The organism is Microbacterium sp. BLY (assembly GCF_017939615.1).
In the GTDB taxonomy this organism is placed as follows: domain Bacteria; phylum Actinomycetota; class Actinomycetes; order Actinomycetales; family Microbacteriaceae; genus Microbacterium.
On sequence record NZ_JAGKSR010000001.1, the window covers coordinates 2,358,797 to 2,382,914 of the forward strand.

30 protein-coding genes are annotated in these 24,118 nt (G+C 69.7%); 25 read left to right on the plus strand and 5 right to left on the minus strand.

Annotated elements, in window-relative coordinates; genetic code table 11:
• Nucleotides 1–32: 32 nt before the first annotated feature.
• Nucleotides 33–1,742, minus strand: coding sequence for a glycerol-3-phosphate dehydrogenase/oxidase (locus tag KAF39_RS11540; protein WP_210677379.1), 1,710 nt, complete (start codon nt 1,740–1,742; stop codon nt 33–35).
• Nucleotides 1,743–1,844: 102 nt separating this feature from the next.
• On the opposite strand from KAF39_RS11540, the gene KAF39_RS11545 reads away from it, so the two are divergent.
• Nucleotides 1,845–2,816 carry a sugar-binding transcriptional regulator gene (locus KAF39_RS11545; RefSeq protein WP_210677380.1) on the plus strand — a complete coding sequence of 324 codons (972 nt, stop codon included), beginning with the start codon at nt 1,845–1,847 and terminating at the stop codon, nt 2,814–2,816.
• A gap of 12 nt (nt 2,817–2,828) precedes the next feature.
• On the opposite strand, the gene KAF39_RS11550 is transcribed toward KAF39_RS11545, so the two are convergent.
• Nucleotides 2,829–3,980 (minus strand): glutamate--cysteine ligase, encoded by a 1,152-nt coding sequence (locus KAF39_RS11550; RefSeq protein WP_210677381.1) that lies wholly within the window; start codon nt 3,978–3,980, stop codon nt 2,829–2,831.
• A 208-nt stretch (nt 3,981–4,188) separates the two neighbouring features.
• On the opposite strand from KAF39_RS11550, the gene rpsP reads away from it, so the two are divergent.
• The 6 genes from rpsP to KAF39_RS11580 are packed head-to-tail and all read left to right on the plus strand — an operon-like array spanning nt 4,189 to nt 7,446.
• Nucleotides 4,189–4,626, plus strand: coding sequence for a 30S ribosomal protein S16 (gene rpsP, locus KAF39_RS11555; protein WP_210677382.1), 438 nt, complete (start codon nt 4,189–4,191; stop codon nt 4,624–4,626).
• A 6-nt stretch (nt 4,627–4,632) separates the two neighbouring features.
• Nucleotides 4,633–4,863 (plus strand): RNA-binding protein, encoded by a 231-nt coding sequence (locus KAF39_RS11560; RefSeq protein ID WP_017830729.1) that lies wholly within the window; start codon nt 4,633–4,635, stop codon nt 4,861–4,863.
• A gap of 1 nt (nt 4,864) precedes the next feature.
• A complete protein-coding gene (gene rimM, locus KAF39_RS11565; protein ID WP_210677383.1) occupies nt 4,865–5,464 on the plus strand; it encodes a ribosome maturation factor RimM in 600 nt (199 codons plus the stop codon).
• 19 nt (nt 5,465–5,483) lie between these two features.
• A complete protein-coding gene (gene trmD / locus KAF39_RS11570) occupies nt 5,484–6,179 on the plus strand; it encodes a tRNA (guanosine(37)-N1)-methyltransferase TrmD (protein WP_210677384.1) in 696 nt (231 codons plus the stop codon).
• Nucleotides 6,180–6,232: 53 nt separating this feature from the next.
• On the plus strand, nt 6,233–6,967 hold the full coding sequence (locus KAF39_RS11575; RefSeq protein WP_210677385.1) for a class I SAM-dependent methyltransferase: 735 nt from the start codon (nt 6,233–6,235) through the stop codon (nt 6,965–6,967).
• On the plus strand, nt 6,964–7,446 hold the full coding sequence (locus KAF39_RS11580; RefSeq protein WP_210677386.1) for a pyrimidine dimer DNA glycosylase/endonuclease V: 483 nt from the start codon (nt 6,964–6,966) through the stop codon (nt 7,444–7,446). The genes KAF39_RS11575 and KAF39_RS11580 overlap by 4 nt, the downstream gene beginning before the upstream one ends.
• Here the strand turns inward: KAF39_RS11580 and map are convergent.
• Nucleotides 7,409–8,191, minus strand: a complete 783-nt coding sequence (gene map, locus KAF39_RS11585) for a type I methionyl aminopeptidase (RefSeq protein WP_210677387.1) — start codon at nt 8,189–8,191, stop codon at nt 7,409–7,411. The two genes, KAF39_RS11580 and map, sit on opposite strands and share 38 nt — an antisense overlap.
• 108 nt (nt 8,192–8,299) lie before the next feature.
• Between map and KAF39_RS11590 the strand changes: the two genes are divergently transcribed.
• The 9 genes from KAF39_RS11590 (at nt 8,300) to KAF39_RS11630 (ending at nt 15,340) form a co-directional block, all read left to right on the plus strand.
• Nucleotides 8,300–8,788 carry an MFS transporter permease gene (locus KAF39_RS11590; protein ID WP_210677388.1) on the plus strand — a complete coding sequence of 163 codons (489 nt, stop codon included), beginning with the start codon at nt 8,300–8,302 and terminating at the stop codon, nt 8,786–8,788.
• Nucleotides 8,789–8,957: 169 nt separating this feature from the next.
• Nucleotides 8,958–9,308: a 50S ribosomal protein L19 gene (rplS, locus tag KAF39_RS11595; protein WP_025103348.1), complete on the plus strand. Its 351-nt coding sequence runs from the start codon at nt 8,958–8,960 to the stop codon at nt 9,306–9,308.
• Between the two features lie 119 nt (nt 9,309–9,427).
• Complete coding sequence (gene lepB / locus KAF39_RS11600; RefSeq protein ID WP_210677389.1) at nt 9,428–10,153, plus strand: signal peptidase I; 726 nt, start codon at nt 9,428–9,430, stop codon at nt 10,151–10,153.
• A complete protein-coding gene (locus KAF39_RS11605) occupies nt 10,150–10,809 on the plus strand; it encodes a ribonuclease HII (protein WP_210677390.1) in 660 nt (219 codons plus the stop codon). Before lepB ends, KAF39_RS11605 begins: the two co-directional genes overlap by 4 nt.
• Nucleotides 10,810–10,865: 56 nt before the next feature.
• Nucleotides 10,866–11,192 (plus strand): DUF2469 family protein, encoded by a 327-nt coding sequence (locus tag KAF39_RS11610; RefSeq protein WP_017204525.1) that lies wholly within the window; start codon nt 10,866–10,868, stop codon nt 11,190–11,192.
• Between the two features lie 121 nt (nt 11,193–11,313).
• Nucleotides 11,314–11,676 (plus strand): YraN family protein, encoded by a 363-nt coding sequence (locus KAF39_RS11615; RefSeq protein ID WP_210677391.1) that lies wholly within the window; start codon nt 11,314–11,316, stop codon nt 11,674–11,676.
• On the plus strand, nt 11,673–13,202 hold the full coding sequence (locus KAF39_RS11620; RefSeq protein WP_210677392.1) for a YifB family Mg chelatase-like AAA ATPase: 1,530 nt from the start codon (nt 11,673–11,675) through the stop codon (nt 13,200–13,202). Before KAF39_RS11615 ends, KAF39_RS11620 begins: the two co-directional genes overlap by 4 nt.
• A complete protein-coding gene (gene dprA, locus KAF39_RS11625) occupies nt 13,199–14,380 on the plus strand; it encodes a DNA-processing protein DprA (protein ID WP_210677393.1) in 1,182 nt (393 codons plus the stop codon). The genes KAF39_RS11620 and dprA overlap by 4 nt, the downstream gene beginning before the upstream one ends.
• A 57-nt stretch (nt 14,381–14,437) precedes the next feature.
• Entirely contained in the window at nt 14,438–15,340 is a 903-nt protein-coding gene (locus tag KAF39_RS11630; protein ID WP_210677394.1) for a tyrosine-type recombinase/integrase, read from the plus strand.
• A 23-nt stretch (nt 15,341–15,363) separates the two neighbouring features.
• On the opposite strand, the gene KAF39_RS11635 is transcribed toward KAF39_RS11630, so the two are convergent.
• On the minus strand, nt 15,364–15,969 hold the full coding sequence (locus tag KAF39_RS11635; protein ID WP_246878294.1) for a murein hydrolase activator EnvC: 606 nt from the start codon (nt 15,967–15,969) through the stop codon (nt 15,364–15,366).
• A 303-nt stretch (nt 15,970–16,272) separates the two neighbouring features.
• On the opposite strand from KAF39_RS11635, the gene rpsB reads away from it, so the two are divergent.
• From rpsB to KAF39_RS11675, 9 genes are all read left to right on the plus strand, one after another.
• Nucleotides 16,273–17,214, plus strand: coding sequence for a 30S ribosomal protein S2 (gene rpsB / locus KAF39_RS11640; RefSeq protein WP_210677395.1), 942 nt, complete (start codon nt 16,273–16,275; stop codon nt 17,212–17,214).
• Between the two features lie 41 nt (nt 17,215–17,255).
• Complete coding sequence (gene tsf / locus KAF39_RS11645) at nt 17,256–18,083, plus strand: translation elongation factor Ts (RefSeq protein ID WP_025103357.1); 828 nt, start codon at nt 17,256–17,258, stop codon at nt 18,081–18,083.
• 89 nt (nt 18,084–18,172) lie between these two features.
• Nucleotides 18,173–18,889: a UMP kinase gene (gene pyrH / locus KAF39_RS11650; protein ID WP_210677396.1), complete on the plus strand. Its 717-nt coding sequence runs from the start codon at nt 18,173–18,175 to the stop codon at nt 18,887–18,889.
• 69 nt (nt 18,890–18,958) lie between these two features.
• The gene (gene frr / locus KAF39_RS11655; RefSeq protein WP_210677397.1) at nt 18,959–19,513 is read left to right on the plus strand and encodes a ribosome recycling factor; all 555 of its coding nucleotides are present in this window, start codon (nt 18,959–18,961) and stop codon (nt 19,511–19,513) included.
• A 5-nt stretch (nt 19,514–19,518) separates the two neighbouring features.
• Nucleotides 19,519–20,652: a phosphatidate cytidylyltransferase gene (locus KAF39_RS11660; protein WP_210677398.1), complete on the plus strand. Its 1,134-nt coding sequence runs from the start codon at nt 19,519–19,521 to the stop codon at nt 20,650–20,652.
• The gene (locus KAF39_RS11665) at nt 20,652–21,233 is read left to right on the plus strand and encodes a DivIVA domain-containing protein (RefSeq protein ID WP_210677399.1); all 582 of its coding nucleotides are present in this window, start codon (nt 20,652–20,654) and stop codon (nt 21,231–21,233) included. The genes KAF39_RS11660 and KAF39_RS11665 overlap by 1 nt, the downstream gene beginning before the upstream one ends.
• A gap of 67 nt (nt 21,234–21,300) precedes the next feature.
• Complete coding sequence (locus tag KAF39_RS11670) at nt 21,301–21,984, plus strand: transglycosylase SLT domain-containing protein (RefSeq protein WP_210677400.1); 684 nt, start codon at nt 21,301–21,303, stop codon at nt 21,982–21,984.
• 9 nt (nt 21,985–21,993) lie between these two features.
• Nucleotides 21,994–22,281 (plus strand): hypothetical protein, encoded by a 288-nt coding sequence (locus tag KAF39_RS16035; RefSeq protein WP_246878295.1) that lies wholly within the window; start codon nt 21,994–21,996, stop codon nt 22,279–22,281.
• 2 nt (nt 22,282–22,283) lie between these two features.
• Nucleotides 22,284–23,000 (plus strand): alpha/beta hydrolase, encoded by a 717-nt coding sequence (locus KAF39_RS11675; protein WP_210678044.1) that lies wholly within the window; start codon nt 22,284–22,286, stop codon nt 22,998–23,000.
• Between the two features lie 15 nt (nt 23,001–23,015).
• On the opposite strand, the gene KAF39_RS11680 is transcribed toward KAF39_RS11675, so the two are convergent.
• Nucleotides 23,016–24,077: an AI-2E family transporter gene (locus tag KAF39_RS11680; protein WP_210677401.1), complete on the minus strand. Its 1,062-nt coding sequence runs from the start codon at nt 24,075–24,077 to the stop codon at nt 23,016–23,018.
• Nucleotides 24,078–24,118 lie beyond the last annotated feature (41 nt).

The window sequence follows — 24,118 nt, forward strand, 5'->3', positions numbered from 1 at the left end:
ACCGCGAGGAGGGCGCGGTGGTCGGAGCCCCGTCAGCCGCGGGCGCGGGACGGGATGTGGAGTCCGTGTCGCTCGTTCAGCAGGAGACGCGTCTGCTCCACCTCGGCGTCATGACGCTCGCGGTCCCACCCGAGGAGGGGGGCCAGCGCGTCGGCGATCTCGTCGAGCACCTCGGCACGTGCGCCGCCGGTGAAGGCGATGCTGGTGCGGCGAAGGATGACGTCCTCCAGTCGGGCGACCATCTCCTCGTCCACCATCCACTCGAGCTCGCGCGTGGACAGGTCGCCGCCGGCGAGGGGCGCGTCGTCGCCCTGCTCGATGTACGCCCAGACCTGGGCGGCCCTGGTGCCGTAGCGGGCGAGCAGCTGGTCGGCCCGGTCGCCGGCACCCGTGAGGTTCTCCTGCATCCAGATGCGCTTCGCCTTCTCGGTGCGCGGGAACTCGCGTCCTCCGCCGATCACGCGTCCCGCCGTGGAGACGGTGCGGCTGCGGCCGAGGAGACCGAGCACGGTGTCGGAGAGCGATTCCCCGAGCGCGCGGAACGTGGTCCACTTGCCGCCGACCAGGCTCACCAGCGGGACCGCGCCCTGACGGTCCACCTCGACGCGGTAGTCACGCGAGACGAAGCCCGGGGCGGTGTCCTCGTGACGGGGGAGCGGCCGGATGCCGGAGAAGTTGTACACGATCTGCTCGCGCGTGACGGCGATCGAGGGGAACACATGGTGGATGAGGTCGAAGAAGTAGTCGATTTCCTCCTCCGTGCACACCGGGACCTCGCGCGGGTCCGCGTCGATGTCGGTCGTTCCGACCAGGACCCGGCCCTTGAGCGGGTAGATCAGCACGATGCGGCCGTCGGAGTGCTCGAAGAAGATCTCGCGGCCGCGCGTGGCCTCGAGCAGCTCGGGGTGGTCGAGCACGATGTGCGACCCCTTGGTGCCGCCCATGAAGTGCGTGTCGGTGCCGAGCGCGTCGTTCGTCAGGTCGGTCCAGGGACCGGAGGCATTGACGACGACATCCGCAGTCACCGCGAACTCGGTGCCGCTCTCGCGGTCGCGGAGGAGGACCTTCGCGCCGTCGCGACCGATCGCCTCGACGTAGTTGAGGGCGACGGCGCCGGGGTGCGCCGCACGGCCGTCCTGCAGCACGTCCAGCGCCAGGCGCTCCGGATCGTGCATCGACGCGTCGTAGTACGTCGCGGTGTACTTGATCTTGGGGTCGAGCGAGGGCAGCTCGGCGAGCGACTTCTTCCGTCCGAGGAAGCGGTGGCGGGGAACGGTGCCGCCGTCGCGCGAGAAGGTGTCGTAGATCGTGAGGCCGACCTTGATGAGGAACGCGCCGCGCTCCTTGGGCTTGCCGCTCTTGTGGGTGAGGAAGCGGAGCGGAGCGGACAGGATCCCGGAGAACGTGGAGTAGATCGGGATGGTCGTCTGGAGGGGCTTGACGTAGTGCGGAGCGATCTTGAGCAGACCGTTGCGCTCCTCGACGGACTCGCGCACGAGACGGAACTCGCCGTTCTCGAGGTAGCGGATGCCGCCGTGGATCATGTGGCTCGACGCGGCGGAGGCGCCGGAGGCGAAGTCGCCGCGCTCGACGAGGACGACGTCGACGCCCTGGAGGGCGAGGTCGCGGAACGTCGAGATGCCGTTGATGCCGCCGCCGATGACGAGGACACTGGTGCGCCCGGAGTCGCGGAGCGCGCGGACCGCGTCCCGCTCCGGGGACGTGTGGGTGGAATCGATCATCATCGACCCTCTCTTCCTTGCTTGCCACCAGCATCGACCTCCGGGACGTCGCGCGCAACCTGGCTGCACATATGTGCAAGGATCGAGGGACAGGAGGTCGTCATGGCGGGATCCGGAGCGCAATCACGCGACGGCAAGTTGATCGCCGCGCTCACAGCCGCGCAGCTCTACTACATGCAGGACAAGACCATGGAGGTCATCGCGCAGGAGCTCGGCACCTCGCGATCGTCGGTGTCGCGGCTGCTGAGCTTCGCGCGGGAGAGCGGCCTCGTCGACATCCGCATCAATTCGCCTCTGGAACGTCTGGGGATGCTCGAACAGCGCATCCGCGACCGGCATCGCGTGGTCGCTCATGTGGTGCCCATGGCGGAGATCGTCAGCGAGGTGGAGCGCCTCGAGCGGGTGGCGCTGACCGCCGGACGCCTGCTGTCGCAGTTCGTCGACTCCAACATGATCGTCGGTGTGGCCTGGGGGTCGACCATCAGCGCCGTCAGCCGCGGTCTCACCCAGAAGGAGACGCACAACACCACGTTCGTGCAGCTCAACGGGGCGGGCAACACCCAGACCAGCGGCGTCGAGTACTCCAGCGACATCCTGCAGCGCTTCGGCAGCGCCTTCGGTGCGCAGGTGCAGCAGTTCCCCGTGCCGGCGTTCTTCGACGACCCGGCGACAAGGGAGGCTATGTGGCGAGAGCGCAGCACCCGACGCGTCCTGGACCTCCAGGCGAAGATGGACATAGCGGTGTTCAGTCTCGGCTCGCCGGCGGCGGAGGTGCCCAGCCGGGTGTACGTGGGCGGCTACCTCGGGCGCGAGGACTACCGCAGTCTGCGGGAGGACCAGGCGATCGGAGACGTGGCCACCGTGTTCTTCCGCGCGGACGGTTCCTGGCGCGACATCCGTCTCAACGCCCGGGCGACCGGACCGGGGCTCGACCGGCTGCGCCGGGTGCCCCGGCGTGTGTGCGTGGTGTCGGGGGTGCCGAAGCTCGCCAGCCTGCGTGCGGCGATGGCCGCGGATCTGGTCACCGACGTCGTGCTCGACGAAGGTCTCGCGCGACGGCTCGTCGAGGACTGAGTCGCCCCCGCGTCACTCGCCTTCGATCGAGGACTGCGGGCCGGTTCGGAACTCGCGGATCAGATGCTGCACGACCGCGCGGAGATCCCCGCCGGTCGCGTCGGCGACGGCGAGCTGTCGCGCGTAGCTCGCCCCGCCCTCGAGGATCGTCGCGATGCTCCCGAACTCGCGCACGCAGCCGAGCTCGACCGCGATCGGCGCGAGCTCCTCGATCTTCTCGGTGAGGTGCTCGCGCACCGGGCGCTCGGTGCCGATCGTGTCGACGATGACGCGGGCGTCGAGCCCGTAGCGGGCCGCCCGCCACTTGTTCTCGCGGTGGAACCATGCCGGCAGGTCGGGCAGTGCTGCCCCCTCGTCCAGCAGACGGGAGAAGTGCTCGACGAGGACCTGCACGAGCGCCGCGACGGCGGCCATCTCCGACAGGGTGGACAGCCCGTCGCAGGCGCGGACCTCGATGGTGCCCCAGCGCGGAGCCGGACGGATGTCCCACCGGACCTCGGTGGCGTCGGCCATCACGCCCGTGCGCACCATGTCGTCGAGGTACCGCTCGAACTCCGACCAGTCGCGGAGCGGCCAGGGCAGGCCGGCGGTGGGCAGCTGCTGGAACACGAGCGCGCGATTGGAGGCGTACCCGGTGCGCTCTCCCGCCCAGTAGGGGCTCGACGCGGAGAGCGCCTGCAGGTGCGGGAGGTACGCGGACAGGGCGTTGATGATGGGGAAGACCTTGCGCTGCTCGTCGATGCCGACGTGCACGTGGATCCCCCAGATCATCATGTTGCGTCCCCACCACTGGGTGCGCTCGATGAGCGTGTGGTACCGGGTCTTGTCGGTCACCTCCTGGTCGTACCACTGCGCGAACGGATGGCTGCCCGCGGAGAGGAGCTCGATGCCCGCGGGATCGGTCGCCGCGCGCACGGCGGCGATGGCGTTCGCGATGTCGTCGACAGCGTGCGCGACCGAGTCGCCGATGCCGCTGGTGACCTCGATCGTGTTGGTGAGGAGCTCGCCGGTGACGGTGTGGCGTTCATCCTCGCTCTCCGCCTCGAGCGCGGCGAGGAGCTCGGGCGCGCGGCCGACGAGATCACCGGTCTCGGGATCGGCGAGCATGATCTCCCACTCGAGACCGACGGTGGAGCGGGCCGAAGCGGCGAAGTCGAGCTGCACGTGCACAGTCTGACACGGTGCCGGGGAGACTCCGCAACGCCGTGTCGCCGGGTTTCGCGCCGGGCGCGCGCATCTGGCAGAATAGAGGGTCGGACGACGTGCTCGACCCTCTATCCAGCGCTCGTCCTCCTCATTTGAGCTTCCGCCGGGTGTGCACCCCACGCTCCAGGCGACCGGTTCGTTTCCTTCCACACCATTCAGGAGAATCGTGGCTGTCAAGATTCGTCTCAAGCGCATGGGCAAGATCCGCGCGCCCTACTACCGCATCGTCGTCGCCGACTCGCGCACCAAGCGCGACGGTCGTGTGATCGAGGAGATCGGCAAGTACCACCCCACCGAGGAGCCCTCGTTCATCGAGGTCGACTCCGAGCGTGCGCAGTACTGGCTCTCCGTCGGCGCGCAGCCGACCGAGCAGGTCGCCGCCATCCTCAAGATCACCGGCGACTGGGGCAAGTTCAAGGGCGACAAGGACGCGAAGTCCACCCTCAAGGTCGCCGAGCCCAAGGCCGCCTTCGAGGCCGACGCGTCCAAGAAGTCCGTCGTCAAGCCCAAGGCGGAGAAGAAGGAGGAGGCCCCCGCTGCGGAGGCCCCCGCTGCCGACGCCGACGCGGAGGCCGCTGAGGCTCCCGCCGCCGACGCCGAGTAATTCATCGTGCTCGCCGCCGCGCTCGAACACATCGTCAAGGGGATCGTCGATCACCCGGAGGATGTCCGCATCAACGAGTCCACATCGCCGCGAGGCGACCTCCTCGAGGTGCGCGTGCACCCCGACGACCGTGGACGCGTGATCGGGCGCGGCGGCCGCACGGCCAAGGCCCTTCGCACCCTCGTCAGCGCTCTCGCCGACGGGCGTCGGGTCCGCGTCGACGTCGCGGACGACTGACGTGGTGTCGAAGGACCGCACCCAGGGCCGCAACCAGCTGCGCGTCGGTCGGCTGGTCAAGGCGCACGGGCTCAAGGGAGCCCTCAAGCTGGAGCTCTACACCGACAACCCCGAGCGGCGCTTCGTGCCGGGGTCCGCGTTCACGTTGCAGGTGCCTGAGGCGTCTCCGTGGCACGGCAAGGACATCACGGTCCGGGAGTACCGGGTGATGAACGGCAACCCCGTCGTCTTCTTCGAGGACGTGGACGACCGGAACGCAGCCGAGAGCCTCGTCCGCGCCATCCTCTGGATGGACCAGGACGAGGACGAGGTCGAGGACAACGCCTGGTTCGACCATCAGCTCGTCGGTCTCGACGTCGTCCGCGATGACACCGTCATCGGGCGGGTCGTGCGGGTCGAGCATCTTCCGGCTCAGGATCTGCTGATCGTGAAGCCGTCGACGTCCGGTGCGGCTGATGAGGTCATGGTGCCGTTCGTCGAAGCGATCGTCCCGACCGTCGACGTCGCCGCCGGCCGCGTCATCGTTACCCCGCCCGCCGGGCTCTTCGAGGAGCTGCCCGAGTCGGAGGACGACGCCGCTCCCTCCGACGCCGCCGAGTGACCGCTGGTACGGTTCCTCCGTGCGCATCGACGTCGTCTCCATCTTCCCGTCGTACTTCGACGGCCTGACCCTCTCGCTGCTCGGCAAGGCCCGTGGATCGGGTCTCCTCGACCTCCGCGTGCACGATCTTCGCGATTGGACGCACGACCGGCACCGCACCGTCGATGACACCCCGTACGGCGGGGGAGCGGGCATGGTCATGAAGCCCGAGCCCTGGGGTCTCGCCCTCGACGAGCTCACGGCGGACGCCGCCCCGGCGCCGACCATCATCTTCCCGTCGCCCGCGGGCGAGGTCTTCACCCAGGCGACCGCGCGAGAGCTCGCAGGGCGAGACCACCTCGTGTTCGGCTGCGGCCGCTACGAGGGCATCGACGAGCGGGTCTTCGAGTACGCGGCCGAGCGCGGGGAGGTGCGGCTGCTGAGCCTCGGGGACTACGTGCTCAACGGCGGCGAGGTGGCGACGATGGCGATGATCGAGGCCATCGGGCGTCTGATCCCGGGCGTCGTCGGCAATCCGGAGAGCCTGGTCGAGGAGTCGCACGAGGACGGCCTCCTCGAATACCCGTCCTACACCAAGCCGTCGGTCTGGCGGGAACGCGCGGTCCCCGATGTGCTCCTCAGCGGCAACCACGGCGCGATCGCGGCCTGGCGGCGCGAGCAGCAACTCGTGCGCACCCGGTCGCGGCGCCCCGATCTGCTTCCTGACGCGGACTGAGGGCTGACCCGGCAGGGACCATCCACCGCGACGACTGCTGTTAGCGTCGTGACATGGTGGATGTGACGCGCGCACGATCGTTCGAAGGAATCGGCGAGGAGTACGACCGGTACCGACCAGGGTTCCCGCAGCGCGCGGCCGACGTCATCATCCCCGAGTCGGTCGACGCGGCCCTCGACCTCGGAGCCGGCACGGGCAAGTTCACGGGCCTGCTGCTCGGTCGCGCGGCGCGGGTGATCGCGGTCGAGCCTTCCGCGCCGATGCTCGCCGTGCTCGCGCGGAACCTGCCGACCGTCGACGCCCGGTCGGGGTCCGCGGAGAGCATCCCCGCGCCGGACGGCTCCGTCGACGTCGTCAGCGTCGCGCAGGCGTTCCACTGGTTCGACCGGGCGGCGGCGTCCGCGGAGATCGCTCGCGTGCTCGTCCCCGGAGGCACGCTCGGGCTTCTCTGGAACCGCGCCGACCCTGCGTGCGCGTGGGATCTCGCCTGCCACCGGGTGGCGCACCCCGCGGTCGGCGCGGATGACGACACGTCCGCATCGGCGACGGACCTCCCCGGCTTCGTCCTGGACCTGCACGAGGAGGTGCGCTGGACGGAGCGGATCACCCGGGAGGACTACCTGCGACGGTGGGGCACCGTCAGCAGTTTCCTCGTGGCGGACGATGCGGAGCGCGCGGCGATGGTGGCGTCGCTGGAGACGGTGCTGGACGGCGCGGACGAGACGCGCGGCAAGGCGGAGTTCGACCTCCCGCACCTCACCGACGTGTTCCGCTACCGCCGCGTATGAGGATCTGGTCGCTGCACCCGGCGTACCTCGACCGTCAGGGGCTCGTCGCCTGCTGGAGAGAGACGCTCCTCGCACAGGCTGTTCTCGCCGACGAGACGAAAGGGTATCGGCAGCACCCGCAGCTCGAGCGCTTTCGAGCGGTGACCGACCCGGTGGCCGCAGTGGGCACCTACCTCGGCGGCATCGCCGATGAGGCGGACGCCCGGGGCTACCGCTTCGACCGCACGCGGATCCGGCAGCCGGGGTCGGCCGTTCCCACGATCCCGGTCACGACGGGGCAGCTCGCGAGGGAGTGGGAGCACCTGCGGGCGAAGCTCGCCCAGCGCAGTCCGGAAGTGCTCGTGCGACATCAAGCCGTGGCACTCCCGCACGCGCACCCGCTGTTCGTCGTCGTCCCCGGGCCGGTCGCGACCTGGGAGCGCGCCGACCCGGCAGCGGAGGTCAGTCCACCCCGAGGAACGACCGATCCGTCAGGATGATGGGTCCGTCGTCGGTGATGGCGATGGTGTGCTCCGAGTGCGCTCCGCGGGAGCCGTCGGCGCTGCGCAGCGTCCATCCGTCGGGGTCGGTGACGAGCTCGTCGGTCGTGGCGAGGAACCACGGCTCCAGGGCGAGGACGAGCCCCGCACGGAGCGGGAAACCGCGGCCCGCACGGCCGTCGTTCGCGACGTGGGGGTCGCCGTGCATCGTGCGGCCCACGCCGTGGCCGCCGAAGTCGGTGTTGATGGAATAGCCCTCGCCGTGGGCGACGTCGGCGATCGCGGCCGAGATGTCTCCGATGCGCTTGCCGACCACCGAGCTTTCGATCGCGGCCGCCAGCGCGCGCTCCGTGGTGTCGATGAGGCGGAGGTCCTCGTCCCGCGGCGTGCCCACGACGAAGGAGACGGCGGAGTCCGCGACCCAGCCGTCGACCGACACAGCGAAGTCGAGGGTGACGAGGTCACCGTCCTTGAGCGTGTAGTCGTGGGGCAGGCCGTGCAGGACGGCGTCGTTCACCGAGGTGCAGATGACCTTGCCGAACGGGCTCGCCCCGAACGACGGGTGGTAGTCGATGTAGCAGGACTCGGCGCCGGCCTTGCGGATCATGTCGTGGGCCCGGCGGTCGATCGCCAGGAGGTTGGTGCCGACCTTCGTCTCGTCGCGCAGGGTCGCCAGCGTCTCGGCGACGAACCGGCCTGCCGCGCGCATCTCATCGATCTCGGCAGGGGTGCGCAGTTCGATCATCAGTGTCCTCTCGTCCTCTCCATTCTCCCTGATCGGGCCGGTGCCCGGCGCCTGCCGCTCTCAGCGAACACCCGTGACGCGCAGGCGGGCTCGCCGTAGCATCGGAGCATGTGGATCCGACAGGCCTTCTTCCGCTGGCTGCTGCCGTCGGCGTTCATCCTGCCGTTGTGGCTGCTCATCGGTTGGGCGGTGTTCCAGGGCGGCTGGTCGATCCTCTGGGTCCTGCTCATCGCGATGCCGTCGGTGTTCGTGGGGCAGCTCCTGCTGACGCTCCTGACGCGGTCCCGTCCCTCGGTCCGCGCCGAGCGCGCACTGTCCTGGTGGGACGTCGCCGGTTTCGGACTGTGGCACGCGCTCACGATCGCGGTCGGCTTCTTCATCGAGGGGGCTTTCGGCTGGCTCCTGGCTGCGGCCATCGTCGTCGGCATCGGACTGGTCTGGCTGCAGCTGTGGCAGCTCTGGAACGAGGCACGGGGGAGCGGGACACGGATCCGCGAGACGATCTCCTGGTCGACCGTCACACCGCCCCGAGCCGACGCGCCGCCGACGAGCGTGCACGAGGTGATCGTGGTCCGGGAGACCGACGACCGGTCCTGACCGACCGTTTTGGTGCGGCCTGTCATCCGTGGCAGAATGGTTGTTTGTGCCGTGACCGGCTCTGCCTCAGGGGAGCCCGCGGACGCGTCAGCGCCGTTCGGCACACACCCATTCTTGTTCCTTCCTAATCCGTGCATCCGACCTGAGGCGAGTGCAGAGAGAGACGATCATGCAGATCCTCGACGCCGTCGACGCGGCTTCGCTCCGTTCCGACATCCCCGAGTTCTTCCCCGGTGACACCGTCAAGGTGCACGTCAACATCACCGAGGGCAACCGCTCCCGTATCCAGGTCTTCCAGGGCGTCGTCATCGGCCGCCAGGGCGACAGCGTCCGCGAGACCTTCACGGTCCGGAAGATCAGCTTCCAGGTGGGTGTCGAGCGCACCTTCCCCGTGCACTCCCCGGTGATCGACCACATCGAGGTCGTCACCCGTGGTGACGTGCGTCGCGCCAAGCTCTACTACCTGCGCGAGCTCCGCGGCAAGAAGGCGAAGATCAAGGAGAAGCGCGTCAACAACTGACGCGTAGCTTCTTCACAGCACCCCGGGACACGATGTCCCGGGGTGCTTTCGTTCCGTCCCCGGTATGCGACCCTTGATACTGCCGTGCGCTCACGGTGCACTCTTCGAGAAGGAACCAGATGACTGACGCTCCGTCCGCACGCCCCACACGACGGCGGCGCGGGTTCCTCATCTTCCTCCGCGACGTGCTGGTGATCGTGGTCATCGCCGCGCTGGTCTCGTTCGTGATCAAGACGTTCGTGGTCCGCTCCTTCTACATCCCCTCGGCATCCATGGAGCGCACGCTGCTGATCGACGACCGCATCCTCGTCGACGAGCTGACCCCGCGGTGGACGGGCTACGAACGTGGCGACATCGTCGTCTTCAAGGACCCGGGCGGCTGGCTCGACCCGATGCCCCAGAAGCCCGCGCAGCCGCCGCTGGTCCAGGCCATCGACTGGGTGCTCACGTTCGTGGGGATCTCGGCCACCGACACCCAGGACCACCTCGTCAAGCGGGTCATCGGCGTCGAAGGCGACCACGTGGTGTGCTGCAACGCGCTCGGCCAGATCACGATCAACGGTGCGCCGATCGACGAGCTCAGCTATCTGAACCTTCCCGAGGGCGACACGGCCGCCTCCAACGAGCCGTTCGACGTCGTCGTCCCCGAGGACTCGGTCTGGCTGCTCGGCGACAACCGCGATCGTTCGCGAGATGCCCGAGCGCACCAGGACCTGCCGAGCGGGGGCTTCGTCCCGGTCTCCAACATCGTCGGCCGGGCGTTCCTGACGACCTGGCCGCTCGACCGGTTCGGGACGATCGATTCGCATCACGAGATCTTCACCGGAGTGCCGGATCCCGAATGACCGTCGTCACGCCTCGATTGACCCTGGAGCGCCGGCTCCTGGGGGAGTGCGGGCTGATCATCGCCCTCGACGAGGTGGGGCGTGGCGCCCTCGCCGGACCGGTGGCCGTCGGTGCTGCGGTGATGGATGCGAAGGGAGCGCGGCGTCGCGTCCCGGAGGGTCTGCGGGACTCGAAGCTGGTTCCGGAGCGGCGGCGTCCGGAGGTCGCCGCCCGCGCAGCCGCCTGGGTGCAGGCCTCGGCCGTCGGCTGGGCCACCGCTCAGGAGGTCGACGAGGTCGGGATCATGCGCGCGCTGGGGCTCGCGGCGTCGCGCGCGGTGGAGGCGGTCGTGGCGCAGGGCGCTGCCGTGGATGACGCGCTGGTCCTGCTGGACGGCAACCACGACTACGTCTCCCGCGTGCATCCGGTCCCGCTCCGTGTGCGCCCGGTGATCAAAGCGGACCGCGACTGCGCGTCCGTCTCCGCGGCGTCCGTGATCGCGAAGGTCGCCAGGGACGGGCTGATGGCGGAGCTCCATGAGGATCACCGCGACTACCAGTGGGACCGGAACAAGGGCTACGCGAGCGCGGAGCATCGGGAGGCCATCCGTGCGCATGGGCTCTCTCCGCACCACCGCTCGTCGTGGGCCATCGCCGACGCGCCCACCCTGTTCTGAGCCCTCAGGCCCGGGATGCCGCGGGCCGCGCCGGACGACCATAGGATGGACTCATCATGGATGAGGAAGCCTTCGACGACTACGACCGCGAACTCGAGCTCGCGCTGTTCCGCGAGTACCGCGACGTCGTCTCTCAGTTCCAGTACGTCGTGGAGACCGAGCGTCGCTTCTATCTGGCCAATGAGGTCAATGTCGTGCGCCGGGACACCGAGCACGACTTCTACTTCGAGATCTCCATGAGCGACGTCTGGGTGTGGGACATCTATCGTGCCGACCGGTTCGTCAAGGCCGTCCGGGTGCTCACGTTCAAGGACGTGAACGTCGAGGAGCTGCAGCGCCGCGAGTTCGAGCTGCCGCAGGAGCTCTCCCTCGACGGCGAGTGACGACGCGGCGGGCACGCGCCGTTCCTGCACCCCCGTCCTGTTCTTCACGATCTCCACAGCCTCCGGGGCAGAGGCCGCGGTCTGACGGCATGGTGGGGGCGCTGACCTCCATCCTGTGGGGATGGCAGCGAAAGACGACCTCGGACGAGCCGGGGAGCAGCAGGCGGCGGACTATCTGACGAGGCGCGGATACCGGATCCTCGACCGCAACTGGCGGTGTTCTCAAGGAGAGGTGGACATCGTCGCGGCCGTCGACACCCATCTCGCCATCATCGAGGTCAAGACGAGGCGATCGGCGGCATTCGGCCACCCGTTCGAGGCGATCGACGACCGGAAGCGGCGCCGACTGTGGCAACTGGCCTACGCGTGGCGCGCAGCGCATCCCGACCTCGCACGGGGGCGGATCCTGCGGGTCGAGGCGATCGGCATCGTCGGCGAGGTCCCCGCGAGCGCCGCGATCGAGCACCTCGAGGACATCGCGTGAGCACGGCGCGTACGTGGTCCGTCGCCCTCACCGGTGCCGATGGCCACGTGGTCGAGGTCGAGGCCGACCTGTCGTCGCAGACACCGGAGTTCCGCATCATCGGTCTGCCGGACAAGTCGCTCGGCGAGGCGGTCCAACGCGTGCACAACGCGTGCACGAATGCAGGACTGCCGCTTCCCCGCCGACGACTGACCGTCAACCTCTCGCCGGCCAGCCTTCCGAAGCACGGCTCGGCGTTCGATCTGGCGATCGCCGTGTCCGCCCTCGCCGCGAGCGACGTGATCGCCCGCGGGGCGGTGCGGCAGACCGTGCACCTCGGCGAGCTCGGGCTCGACGGACGTCTGCGCCCCGTTCCCGGCGTTCTCCCGGCGGTGTTCGCCGCGGCGCGCGCGCGATTCGACCGTGTGATCGTGCCAGCCGGCAATGCGACGGAGGCCGCCCTCGTGCCCGGTATCGAGGTCCGCGCGGCCTCGTCGCTCGCCGAAGTGGCCGCATGGCACGGTGCCGAGGTCGACGTGCCGGAGGTCGAGCCGGTCGCCGGGCCGACCGCGCCCGAGGACGACCCGGATGAGCGGGACCTGAGTGACGTGGTCGGGCAGGAGGAAGCCGTCGAGGCGCTGATCGTCGCCGCCGCCGGCGGCCATCACATGCTGCTGAGCGGACCGCCGGGGGCCGGCAAGACCATGCTCGCCGCCCGTCTGCCCGGCATCATGCCTCCGCTCACCGAGCAGGAGGCCATCGAGGTGGCCTCGATGCGATCGCTCTGCGGCGAGGCGGTGTCCGGGCTCGGCGATCGCCCTCCGCTCGTGACACCGCACCACAGCGCCTCGGTCGCAGCGATCGTCGGCGGCGGGTCGAGAACAGCCCGACCGGGCGCGGTCGCTCGGGCCCATCGCGGCGTGCTCTTCCTCGACGAGGCGGCGGAGTTCTCGCGGGTGGCCTTGGACGCCCTGCGGCAGCCGCTGGAGACGGGGTTCGTCGACGTGCACCGTTCCGGCTTCGTCGTGCGCTTCCCGGCGAGGTTCCAACTGCTGCTGGCGATGAATCCCTGCCCGTGCGGCAATCGGGGCGTGCGGGATGGCGACTGCAGCTGTGCGCCGCAAGCACTGCGGCGGTACGCCACCCGCCTCTCGGGACCGCTGCGCGATCGCATCGACATCGACCTTCCCGTGAGCCGTGTCGGGGCCGCGCGCTCGCTGGCGGCCACGCAGTCCGGAGTGACGAGCGAGCTGGCCAGGGAGCGGGTGTCGCGCGCACGATCGCGAGCCGCGGAGCGGTGGCGCGGGATGCCCTGGCGACGCAACGCCGACATACCGGGAACCGTGCTGCGGCACTCGACGTTCCGGCTGTCGGCGCCGGCGCGGGCCGGGCTCGATCGCGCGCTGGAGCGCGGCGTGCTGACGCTGCGAGGCTACGACCGCGTTCTGCGGGTGGCGTGGACGATGGCGGACCTCGCCGGGCGAGCGCGGCCCGAGGCCGAGGACGTCGGTCGTGCGCTGCTCCTCCGGACGGGGGTCGTTCGATGATCGACGAGCTGCTCGGGCACTCAGAGGCGGTCGAAGCGGCGCGCCGGCTGCGGGGGACGGACGACGTAAGCGAGGCCCTCGCCCGCGTCGCCTGGACCGTCGTCGCGGACCCCGGAGATGCGGTCGCCGCAACGCTGCAGCGGGAGTTCGGCCCCCTCGACGCTCTGCGGTTCGCGCTGGATCCGGGCCGCCGCGCGTGGCCGTCGATACGGTCCGTCGGGGCGCGCCGGGCTCTCGATGCGGCGCGCGCACGTTGGAGCGAGCGCGCCCGCCCGACGTCCGTGGTGCAGGCGCTCGGCGGTGCGGTGCAGGTGGGCGCACGCCTTCTCCTCCCGGGAGATGCGGACTGGCCGCGTGCACTGGACGACCTCGACGCGGAGACGCCCCTTCTTCTGTGGGCCCGAGGGCGCTCGGAACTCCTGACGCTACCGGCGCGGGTGGCCGTCGTCGGCGCTCGGGCCGCGACGGCCTACGGAGAGCGTGTCGCTTCCGACATCGCCGGGGACCTTGCGGCGACGGACGCGGCCGTGGTGTCGGGTGGGGCGTACGGCATCGACGGTACCGCCCATCGCGCTGCCCTGGCCGTGGGCGGCGCGACCATCGCGGTGCTCGCCGGGGGAGTGGATCGCGCCTACCCGGCCGGACACCGCGATCTCCTCACACGGATCGCCGGAGAGGGAGTGGTCGTCAGCGAGATGCCGTGCGGCACGACACCGGCCCGCTGGCGCTTCCTGTCGAGGAACCGCGTGATCGCCGCGCTGGGACAGGCGACCGTCGTCGTCGAGGCCGGCTGGCGCAGCGGATCCCTGAACACCGCCGGTCATGCGGCGACGCTCGGAAGACCGCTCGGCGCGGTACCCGGTCCCGTCACGTCCGCATCATCGGCCGGATGCCACCGGTTGCTCCGTGAGTATGGCGCGGTCTGTGTCACGACAGCCGAGGAGGTGAGGGAGCTCCTTCCCGCCGACGCACACCCGGACCGCGCGCAGATGCCGGCGAGCGAGGGGAACACCCGGATACTGGGCGCGCTCAGCACGCGCACCTCCCGCTCCGAAGAGGAGATCGCACATCGTTCAGGCCTGAGCGTCGACCAGGTGCGGGCCGGCCTGGGGTTGCTGGATCTCGACGGATCGGTCCGACGCGAAGGAACGGGATGGCGACGCGCGGGTGTGGTGTAGCGACCGATGTCGGCGGGGCGCACCGCTCCAGCATCCCGTGACCGGCAGGCTGTCGGTATGGACTTCGCGGTCGCGGTCGAGGCATTCGCCGACCACCTCGAAAAGGTGCGCCGGCTGTCTCCGGCGACCGTGAAGGCCTACCGCTCCGACCTGCGCGATCTCGGGGGCAGCGTCGGTGGTGGCCCCGTCAACCGGATAGATCTCGAGATGCTCCGCGAATGGCTCTGGCAGGCGACGCAACGCGGGGATGCGCGTGCGACGCTGGCGCGCCGGGCGGCCACGGCCCGGGCGTTCTTCGGATGGGCGCGGGAGCACGACCTCATCCCCGTCGACCCGAGTCTCCGTCTGGTGGCACCCAAGCGAGCGAAGACACTGCCGACCGTGGCGTCGAAGGACGCGATGGCGGAGCTTCTGGAGACCCATCGCCAGGCTGCCTCCGAGGGGGACCCCGTCGCGCTCCGCGACCACGCGGTGCTCGAACTCCTCTACGGCGCGGCCGTCCGCGTCTCCGAGCTCTGCGGCCTCGACGTCGACGACCTCGACCTCGATCGCGGGACCGCCCTCGTACGGGGCAAGGGCGACAAGGAGCGCGTCGTCCCCTTTGGCGTTCCGGCCAGGGATGCGCTGGGCGCCTACCTCCGTCGCGCGCGACCCGCACTCCTCGCCCGTGCGGCGGCCACGTCCCCCGCCGTCTTCCTCGGCAGTCGAGGGCGCCGACTCGGCCCTCGCACGGTCTACGAGGTCGTCGCCCGCGCGCTCGCGCCCGTGGTCGGAGCAGAGACGGTCGGCCCGCACGCGCTCCGCCACACCGCCGCCACGCATCTCCTCGACGGCGGCGCGGACCTGCGCGCGGTGCAGGAGATCCTCGGTCACGCGAGCCTCGGGACGACCCAGATCTACACACACGTGTCGGCGGAGCGGCTCACGGCGACCTACCGGCTGGCGCATCCCCGCGCCTGACCGCTACCGGCGGAGGCCGCAGGTCACGAGTCGCAGCAGGGGAGGAGCCGTGCGCGGGGTACCTCCTCGAACAGCAGCATCGGATTGATGTACACCCCGTCGCGTCGCACCCCGACATGCAGCGCACCCGGGGCCGTGTGCCCTCCGGCGGCGACCCGACCGATCTCCTGACCCTGACGGACCGTGTCACCCGGGCGGAGCGACGACTCCAACGGCTCGAACGTGCTCACGAGACCATCGGCGTGACGGATCGTGAGCACAGGACGGTCGACCACCATGCCCTGGAACGCGACGACGCCGTCCGCCGGAGAGGTCACCGCGCTGGCCAGGGGTGCACCGACGTCCATGCCCCGGTGCCCGGGACCGTAGGCATGCGCCGGCGCGCGATACGCCGTGCTCACCTCGCGGGCGCCGTCGACCGGCCATCGCCAGGGGGCCTCGGGTCCGGGCTCATCCTGGAGGGACCGTCCGGGGTGGGACGCCGTCGCCGCCTGCGCGGATGGTGTGTCCGCGAGTGGAGCGCCCATCCCCAAGAGGATGAGGCCGGCGAGCACGGCCGGGATCGCGAGACGAGCGGCGCGCGACCGGCGCGAACTGACGTGGTTGTGAGGTCGGAGGGGAGGAGTCATGGGGTGAGTCTGGGCCGCAGTCGATCGCACGGTCGGACACCTCGGACGGTGGACCCGGACGCAGGGGAGAATGCGTAGGATCACGTGTCTGTGCAGGACGATCCGAGGGTGCGTGATCCTGTATGCTGGACGAGCACCTCGATCTCGGGGTGACTACGCGTGCCCAGAGCGACTCCGTCGTGGCATCCACTCCCGCAGGTCCCGTCTCCGAACGGGTGGGCGTGAGCCGGGCACCAGGATGTCCGACCGTCCGGTCGGCATGACAACCTCAACGGCGCCCTGCGCCAGAATCAGGAGACGACCATGGCTGTGGTCACCATCCGCCAGCTGCTCGACAGCGGCGTGCACTTCGGACACCAGACGCGTCGGTGGAACCCGAAGGTGAAGCGCTTCATCCTCACGGAGCGCAGCGGCATCCACATCATCGACCTCCAGCAGTCGCTCGGCTACATCGACAAGGCCTACGACTTCGTCAAGGAGACCGTCGCGCACGGCGGCACGATCCTCTTCGTCGGCACCAAGAAGCAGGCGCAGGAGATCCTCGCGGAGCAGGCCACCCGTGTCGGCCAGCCCTACGTCAACCAGCGCTGGCTCGGCGGACTCCTCACCAACTTCTCCACCATCGCGAAGCGTCTCGCCCGCATGAAGGAGCTCGAGGAGTTCGACTACGAGAACCCGGCCGCCTCCGGCTTCACGAAGAAGGAGCTGCTGCTCAAGAAGCGCGAGCTGGACAAGCTCCACAAGTCGCTGGGCGGTATCCGCAACCTCACGAAGACGCCGTCCGCCCTCTGGGTCGTCGACGCCAAGCGCGAGCACCTCGCCATCGACGAGGCCAAGAAGCTCGGCATCCCGGTCATCGGCATCCTCGACACGAACGCCGACCCGGACGACTTCCAGTACCCGATCCCCGGTAACGACGACGCGATCCGCTCGGTCTCGCTGCTGACGCGCATCATCGCCGACGCCGCCGCCGAGGGCCTGCAGCAGAAGCACAACCCGGAGTCGGGCGACGCGGAGCCGCTGGCCGAGTGGGAGAAGGAGCTCCTCGAGGCTCCCGTCCAGGAGTCCGCGGACGCTGCCGAGGTCGTGACCGCTGACGACGAGGCCGCTGTCGTCGAGACCCCGGCCGCCGATGCCACCGCCGCCGACGAGGCCGGTGCCCAGGCGCACGACGAGGCGATCGCCGCCGCTTCCGGTGAGGAGACCTCCGAGGTCGCCGCCGCCGAGGCCGCAGACGCCAAGTAATCCCTCCTCCACCCACATAACGAAGCAAGGAGCCACCACACATGGCCAACTTCACCATCGCCGACCTCAAGGCGCTGCGTGAGCAGCTCGGCACGGGAATGGTCGACACCAAGAAGGCGCTCGAGGAGGCCGACGGCGACGTCGAGAAGGCCACCGAGATCCTGCGTCTGAAGGGTGCGAAGGGCAACGCCAAGCGCGCCGACCGTTCGACCAGCGAGGGCCTCGTCGTCGCTCGCGAGCAGGACGGCGCCGTGACGCTCGTCGAGCTCGCCTGCGAGACCGACTTCGTCGCGAAGAACGAGCGCTTCATCGCGCTGGCCGACAAGGTCGCCGACGCCGTCGCGGCCGTGAAGGCCGACTCGGTCGAGGCCGCTCTGGCCGCTCCGGCGGGCGACAAGACCGTCGAGCAGCTCATCTCGGAAGAGGCCGCCATCATCGGCGAGAAGGTCGAGCTCCGTCGCGTGCGCACCGTCACCGGTGACAGCGTCGAGGTCTACCTGCACCGCACGAGCAAGGACCTGCCCCCGCAGATCGGTGTCGTCGTCGCCTACACGGGTGACGACGCCGCGACCGCGCGGAGCATCGCTCAGCACATCTCGTTCGCCAACCCGTCGTACCTGTCCCGCGAGGACGTGCCGGCGGACGCGGTCGAGAAGGAGCGCGAGATCGTCACCGAGATCTCCCGCAACGAGGGCAAGCCCGAGGCCGCCCTGCCGAAGATCGTCGAGGGCCGTGTCGCCGCGTTCATCAAGCAGGTCGCCCTGCTCGAGCAGGACTACGCGAAGGACAACAAGCTCTCCGTCGCTCAGGTGGCGAAGGACGCCGGTATCACCGTGACGGACTTCGCGCGCTTCAAGGTCGGCGCGTAGCACTGTCGAAGGGGTTCGGATCGCACGATCCGAACCCCTTCTTCATGCCCACCAGGCACTATCTTGAATCGGGACGAGAGGACACTCCCATGACTGAACGCACCGGACGCCGTCGCGTCCTCCTCAAGCTCTCCGGAGAGGCGTTCGGCGCCGGACAGCTCGGCGTCAACCCCGACGTGGTCAGCCAGATGGCTCGGGAGATCGCCGCCGCGGTCGACCGTGTGGAGGTGGCCGTCGTCGTCGGCGGCGGCAACTTCTTCCGCGGCGCGGAGCTCAGCCAGCGGGGGATGGACCGCGGCCGAGCCGACTACATGGGCATGCTGGGTACCGTCATGAACGCCCTCGCCCTGCAGGACTTCCTCGAGCAGGCCGGTGCGGCGACCCGCGTCCAGTCCGCCATCGCGATGACGCAGGTCGCGGAGCCGTACATCCCGCGGCGCGCGGAGCGGCACATGGAGAAGGGGCGCGTCGTGATCTTCGGCGCCGGCGCGGGCCTTCCGTACTTCTCCACCGACACCGTCGCGGCGCAGCGCGCTCTGGAGATCGGCGCCACCGAGGTCCTCGTCGCCAAGAACGGCGTCGACGCCATCTACACCGCCGACCCGAACAAGCATGCCGACGCCGAGCGCATCGAGCGCGTCACCTACCGTGACGCACTCCAGCAGGGCCTCAAGGTCGTCGACTCGACGGCGTTCAGCCTCTGCATGGACAACAACATGGACATGCGCGTGTTCGGCATGGAGCCGGCGGGCAACGTGACGCGTGCGCTGCTCGGCGACCCCATCGGCACCCTCGTCACCGCCTGAGCGCCTGCACGGGACGGGAGCCCGCTCCCGATAGAATTTCCAGAACACCCCGACGATAGGAGCACCACCGTGATCGCGGACGTCCTCGCTGAAACCACCACCCGCATGTCCCGAGCTGTCGAGGCTGCCAAGGAGGACTTCGCCACGGTGCGCACGGGCCGTGCGAACCCGCAGCTCTTCCAGAAGGTGCTGGTGGACTACTACGGCACCCCGACGCCGCTCGCACAGCTCGCGTCCCTGGCGAACCAGGAGGCTCGCACCCTCATCATCACGCCGTACGACAAGTCGGCCCTCAAGGCGATCGAGCAGGCGATCCGCGACATGCCGAACCTCGGGGCGAACCCCACGAACGACGGCAACCTCGTGCGCGTGACGATGCCGGAGCTGACGGCTGAGCGCCGCAAAGAGTACGTGAAGCTGGTCAAGTCGAAGGCCGAGGACGCGAAGGTCCACGTCCGCGGCATCCGTCGGAAGGCGAAGGACGAGCTCGACGGCCTCAAGAGCGAGCTCGGCGAGGACGAGATCGCTCGCGGCGAGAAGGAGCTCGATGCTCTGACCCGTCAGCACGTCGACCTCATCGACGACGCGCTGAAGCGCAAAGAGGCCGAACTGCTCGAGGTGTAGCCCGGATGTCCGACGAATCGCGAGGCGCCGAGGGGGACACGCCGGTGTCCCGCCGGGAGGCGCGGCCGGAGGGCGAAGCCGACGCGGGTGTCCCGCTGGCGGATGCCGCGTTCCCGGCGTTCGACGCCGCGCGCGTGCCACCGCGACCGCCGCTCCCCGGGACGCCGGTCACGGTCGATCCGCTCGACACCGCGGATCACAATGCGATCCGCGAGCAGTGGCGCCAGGCGCGGGATGAGTTCGGCACCCACGTCTCGCATGCACGCGATCAGCTCGATCAGGCCAATGAGCGCATCAAGCAGCGCACGGGCCGCGATCTGATCCTCGCGATCCTGATCGGTCTCGCGTTCGGCGCCGCTCTCCTCGGATCGCTGCTGTTCATCAAGGCCCTCTTCGTGCCGTTCGCGCTGGCAGCGGCGCTTCTCGGCGTCTACGAGCTGTCGCGCGCCCTGCGCGCCGCCGGACGACGCGTCGACGTGATCCCACAGCTGGGTGCCGCCGCGTTCCTCGTGTTGTCGGCGTACTTCGCACAGCCGTGGCTGAGCTGGGTGATGCTGTTCGTGTCCGTCGCCTTCGTTATCGTGTGGCGTCTGGTCGCGCAGATGGTCGCCAAGGACGGGCGCACCTATGGCGACGTCCTCACGGATGCGGTCATCGGCGGCTTCGTGCAGATCTACGTACCGTTCCTGGCCGGCGTCGCCCTGATACTGCTCGAACAGGAGGGCGGGCAGTGGTGGGTGCTGAGCTTCATCGCGATCGCCGTGGCCGCCGACACAGGCGCATATGCGGCGGGTCTCGCCTTCGGGCGCCATCCCATGGCTCCGCGGATCAGCCCCAAGAAGACCTGGGAGGGCTTCGCCGGCGCTGTGGTCGCGTCCCTGCTCGTGGGCGTGCTCCTGGCGATGTTCCTGCTCGATCTGCCCTGGTGGGGCGGGGTGATCTTCGGTGCGGCCATCCTGCTCTCGGCCACGCTCGGCGACCTCGGCGAGTCCATGCTGAAGCGCGACCTGGGCATCAAGGACATGAGCTCGTGGCTCCCCGGCCACGGCGGGCTGCTCGACCGTCTGGACAGCATCCTGCCGTCCACGATCCCGGCTCTGTGCCTCTACTTCCTCCTCTCTCCCTGGGTGGTGCTGTGATGACCGAAAACCGGATCGATACCGCGACGCGGAGCACGGCGAAGCCGGCCTTCGCGCTCACCAGCGGGCGGACGAAGGGCTATCACCGCGCCGCCGTGGACAGCTTCCTCGCTTCGGCGCGCCGGGCTTTCGAGACCGGCGGCGATGATCTCACCGCCGCGGACGTTCGGACCGCCTCCTTCCCTCTGGTCAAGGAGGGCTACGTCGTCGCGGACGTCGACGCTGCTCTGGGCCGTGTGGAGGACGCGTTCGCCGCACGCGAGCGGGAGCGCGCGGTGCGTTCCCTCGGTGCAGGAGCATGGGTGGAGCAGGCGCGGTCGGACGCCCAGGTGATCCTCGACCACCTCGCCCGGCCGCGCCGCCATCGCTTCGCACGCACCGGATTCCTCACCTTCGGCTACCGTGTCGATGAGGTCGACCACGTGACCTCGCGCATCGTCCGCTATCTGCGCGACGGCGATGCCCTGACCGCCGAGCAGTTGCGGTCCGCGGCCTTCCGGATGCAGCGCGGCGGCTACCGCGAGGAGCAGGTCGACGCGCTCCTCGACGCCACGATCGACGTCATCCTCGCCGTCCGCTGAGCCTGCCTGATGGCCAGTTCAGGCAGGTATGCGTAAACTGTCCTCCATCGTGAACTCCCGAAACGACATGATTCCCGAACGAAGCGACGCCGCGCTGGTACCCGCAGCGACGGCGACGTCCGCCTCCCGAGGTACGCGCCGCTGGTCGCGGCGTCGTGGCGTCGTCGGCGTCTTCAGCTCTCTCGCCGTCGTGGGTTTCGCCGCGGCGATGGTCGCGCCCACCGGTGTCGCCCTGGCTCAGCCGGTCACCGCGGACGCTCCGGAGTCGGTGTACTCGGCCGCTCTCGCGGACACCCAGAACCTGACAGTGACGGTCGAGGGCGCCGCGATCACGCCGGTCGAGCGCGGGACCTTCGAGGTCTACGTCAAGCCGAAGCCCAAGCCCAAGCCGAAGCCCGCTCCGGCGAGCACATCCTCGTCTTCCGGCTCGCAGGGTGGATCGTCCGGCGGCGGTCTCCCGCCGTACAGCGGGGGCGGCGCCCCCGCCGAGTGGATGGCGGCCGCGGGCATCGCCCAGAGCGACTGGCAGTACGTGGACTACATCGTCTCGCGCGAGAGCGGCTGGAACCCGAACGCCACCAACTCGTCGTCGGGTGCATGCGGCCTCGTGCAGGCACTGCCCTGCAGCAAGGTGCCGGGCAACGGCTACAACCCCGTGGACAACCTGCGCTGGGCCACCGGCTATGCGACCGGTCGCTACGGCAGCTGGGCCGGCGCGTACAACTTCTGGGTCACCAACCACTGGTGGTGAGCCGGCACCATGCCCCGCTCACGCCGACGTCCTTCCGCGCGCCCTGAGGGCGAGGACTCGTTCGACCGTCTGCTCGCGGGGTGGAAGCGCACCGAGGTCCGTCGGGGCGTCGAGTGGACCGTGCAGCCGGTGTCGGCCCTCCAGGCGCAGAAGGCCTATGTGTGCCCGGGCTGCGGCAGGTCTGTGGAGCCGGGGACGGCCCATGTCGTCGCCTGGCGGGCGGACGGCGTTCTCGGTGAAGCGGCGGCCCTGGCCGACCGCAGACACTGGCACAACCACTGTTGGAGGATCGCATGACCATGGAGATCCGCGGACCGCGGGAGCTTCCGGCGCGGCGCGAGGACATCGAGCTGCACACCGCGGACGGGTTCACCCTGGTGGGCGAGCTGGCGCTGCCGGAGACATCCGCATCGGTGGCGACCCTCGTGACGTTGCACCCGCTGCCGACCGCGGGCGGTTTCATGGACTCGCACATCCTCCGGAAGGCGGCCGCGCGGCTCCCGGAACTGGCCGACCTCGCGGTCCTGCGCTTCAACACCCGTGGGACGACCTCGCCGCGCGGCACCAGCGAGGGCACATTCGACGGGGGCGGTGCGGAGCAGTTCGACGTGGCTGCCGCGATGGAGTTCGTCCGCGAGCGAGGACTACCGCGCCCGTGGCTGGTCGGCTGGTCCTTCGGCACGGAACTCGCCCTCAAGTACGGCGCCGACCATGACATCGAGGGCATCATCCTCCTCTCGCCGCCGTTGCACCGGGCGTCGGCCGATGAGGTCGCCGCGTGGGCGGGCGGCGAGCATCGTGTCGTGATCCTCGTCCCCGAGTTCGACGACTACCTCCGGCCGGCGGAGGCCCGCGAGCGGTTCGCAGCGATCCCGCACGCGCAGATCATCGCCGTCGAGGGCGGGAAGCACCTGTGGGTGGGGGAGACCCAGACACGGCGGGTGCTCACCGAGATCGTCGCGGCAGTGAATCCGGAGGCATTGCCTCTGCCCACCCACTGGCCCGCGCAGGACTGAGGGCGAACGCCGCGGTCAGCGCTCGTTCATGCGAGGGATGAGCACCTGCCGATAGATGATCAGGATGCTGGCGGCCACCGGGATCGCGATGAGGGCGCCGAGCAGGCCGAGCAGGCTGCCGCCCGCGAGCGCGGCCACGACGACGACGGCGCCGGGCACCGAGACCGCCCGGCTCATGATGCGCGGGGAGATCACGTACGCCTCGATCTGCATGTAGATGAGGTAGTAGATGGCGGCGGCGAGAGCCGTGCCGGGGGAGCCGAGGCCGGGGATGAGGCACACGAGGACGATGATCGTCGACCCGGTCAGCGTCCCCACCAGGGGGATGAGCGAGAAGAAGAACGCGACCACGGCGAGTACGGCGGGGAAGGGCGCGTCGATGATCGTGAGGTAGATCGCGCTGAGGACGCCGTTGATGACGCCCTGGCTCACCTGCCCCATGACGTAGTAGCCGACCGAGTCGGTGATCTGCTCGGAGAGGTCGATGAAGCGGTCGCGCTTGGACGCCGGCACGAGCTGGTAGACGGCCCGCTTGAGCGAAGGCGTCGAGGCGGTGAGGTAGATCGTCAGGATGAGGACGATGAACGCGCCGAACACGCCGCTGAGCACGGCCCCGCTGGCGATCAGCACGCCCTGGCCGATCGACCCGCCGATCTCGGCGAGATTGGTCGTCAGCCAGTCCTCCACGTAGGCGAAGACGTCATCGACGAGGAGGTTGGGGAAGGAGTCCTGGATCCAGGTCTTCAGATCCTCGATCGCGGTGCCGCGCTGCACGATCGTCGTGATCTGTGCGATGAGCTGCGAGATCTGATCCACCAGAACGGGGAGCACGATGAGCACGATGCCGACGAAGACCGCCAGCACCGCGAGGATCGTCGTCAGCACCGCGAGCCAGCGCGGCAGGCGCCGCCGCTCGAGGAACGTGACCAGCGGATCGAGGCCGAGGCTGAGGAACAGGGCGGTGCCGATGTACAGCAGGACGGTCGACAGCGTCTGCACGCTGCTGATCAGGACGATCCCCAAGCCCACGCCGAGTGTCGCCACGAGGGCGGTGCGGAACGGGTTGTGGATCTTCATGCAGACTCCTCGGGTACGGCTGCAGCAAGGCTACCGATGCG